This is a genomic window from uncultured Neptuniibacter sp. (genome assembly GCF_947498015.1).
Classification (GTDB): Bacteria; Pseudomonadota; Gammaproteobacteria; order Pseudomonadales; family Balneatricaceae; genus Neptuniibacter.
In genome coordinates, this window is the sequence record NZ_CANMIR010000024.1 from 1 (window position 1) to 1,995 (window position 1,995).

A 1,995-nucleotide genomic window follows, 5' to 3' on the forward strand; every position below is an offset into this window, starting at 1 on the left:
ATATCCAGGCCAGTTTTGAATTTGTTCTGAGCACGCATGCGTGCAGCAGATTCTGGGTTGATTGCATCCCAAGGGCTGCCTGCGTTTGCTTTAAGAGTAGCGATGCTATCGATGTCTTTGTTCAATGTAGACATGGTAAATCCTCTACAGAATAACCTGTTTCGTTGTATTAAATGAGAACACAGCTAACTATGTCCTGAATCCCTTAGCTCAACTTGTTATGTATTGATAATCGTGCAGACGATAATCAGATCATTTGGGTTGTTGAGTAGCCCAAACGAAATTGTGAATGGAATAATGTGGGTATTTTGCAGCTGCGTCAAAGCGACTTTTTGTGCATATGCGAAACTGTAGTAAAGCTACATGTGGCCTTGAGGGTGGCGTGTAATTAAACTACACATTTAGGAGTTTTTGTTCTCAATAAAAGCCATTGATATCAATATGATATGCCTTTATTGCTACTTTAGATTTAGATTTTAATCTGGTAATTTACAAGCCGTAATGTGAATTAAAAAGATATTTTTTATTCCAAAAAAATCTATATAGGTAAGGCCAAAATTATTCATTCAACTCTTTGTTATTAAAAGGAAGTTTTAATTTTAACGACTAAAGTTATAGGTTTTTAATACTTATGGCTAAACAAGCTGTGGTGGCATGTATGCAGCCATAATTGTGTGGTGCACAAATCAGCTTGTGGTGTCTGTCACTTTCTAGACAGTGGGTGGTAAGCTCTGACGAGAAATCTTCATTTTATCTCACTGGCGCAAACCAGCATGGATTGGTAAATTATCTTTTTTTTATTTTAGATAGGCGAGATTTTTAGTGAACTTTAAGCGTACCTTTAAAATCCATCTCGATGCGATGATCTGTCTTGTAATTCTGTTTCTGGCTTCGATTGGCGGGAATATCTTCTTGCTTACCTACAATAGCGACCTCATTGATGAGTCGTATCGTAATAAATTTAAGCTTATTGAAAATGATATGAATTTAAGTTCCCAGCAAAATTTTATTGAGAGGTTGCAGCGTGAGTGTAAGCGGGATGCTCAAAAAGAGCAGTAAGTATGATAATCAATATACTTAAGACTGCATAAAGGGCTCTGATTTTTGAGCCCTATTTTATGAGAGGTATTATGCGTCTGTAATCAGCTCCAAGTAGGATGGGGCAATATCTGCATCAAAATACGCCATCCCTAATTTGTTGAGATAATCCATCCGATCTGCCTTCATCAGATCAATCTCAGGAACTTCTACATTGTTTGCTTCATAGATCGCAGCAATATGGGCCAGATACGCTTCACCCTCCTTAACCATCAACAGGCTGGCTGCGCCAACATCTGTCTTTACCTTTTGGTTCAGTTCATCTGGAAGATCTACTTGAAATAATACAGGCTGTTCGTTGCCTTCGATGCGAACACTGCGGTTTCTGACTGTTTGCTCCGCCCAGTAATAAGCCAGCTCTTTACTTTGGGTGAGGAATACCGGTTCCCTAGTCTCTGTATAGCTGTTGCCAATTGTGGCCATTGTGTTCTTGGCAGCAGCATTGAGCTCTTTATCACCCGAGCGTTTCAGACCCTGCTCTTTAATTGATTCAACCAGTGCTGATGAAGTACCGTGAAACCAAGTGTTAGATGTAGCGAAGCCCTGTTCTGTGAGTAGATCTTTGGCATCTTTTAGATAAGCAGGTGTAGTCATAGTCAAATCACTTAATCAGTTTTCAGTTGAAAGCAGGAGTGGATTCTAACCCAAAAAATTTGATGAATCCCTTGTTACTCTCTATTGGACATAAGTACTGGGTATAAAAAAGGCGACTCCCTGTTAAGGGGCCGCCTTTTTTATTGCAAGGTGGGCCCTAGCTGACTAGGGCTATCCCTTAACTCGTCTTACTTAGTTGAACTGGTTGGAGGTGTTTTTCGCACCGCCAGCTTTCAGAGCGTTCTCGCCCGCAAAGTATTCTTTGTGGTCATCGCCGATATCAGAACCAGACATGTTCTGGTG

General features: G+C 40.3%; 2 protein-coding genes. One reads left to right on the top strand and one right to left on the bottom strand.

Annotated elements, in window-relative coordinates; genetic code table 11:
• Positions 1–822 precede the first annotated feature (822 nt).
• Positions 823–1,059 carry a hypothetical protein gene (locus Q0882_RS16590; protein ID WP_299184080.1) on the top strand — a complete coding sequence of 79 codons (237 nt, stop codon included), beginning with the start codon at positions 823–825 and terminating at the stop codon, positions 1,057–1,059.
• A gap of 69 nt (positions 1,060–1,128) precedes the next feature.
• On the opposite strand, the gene Q0882_RS16595 is transcribed toward Q0882_RS16590, so the two are convergent.
• Positions 1,129–1,692 (bottom strand): hypothetical protein, encoded by a 564-nt coding sequence (locus Q0882_RS16595; protein WP_299184083.1) that lies wholly within the window; start codon positions 1,690–1,692, stop codon positions 1,129–1,131.
• Positions 1,693–1,995: the final 303 nt, after the last annotated feature.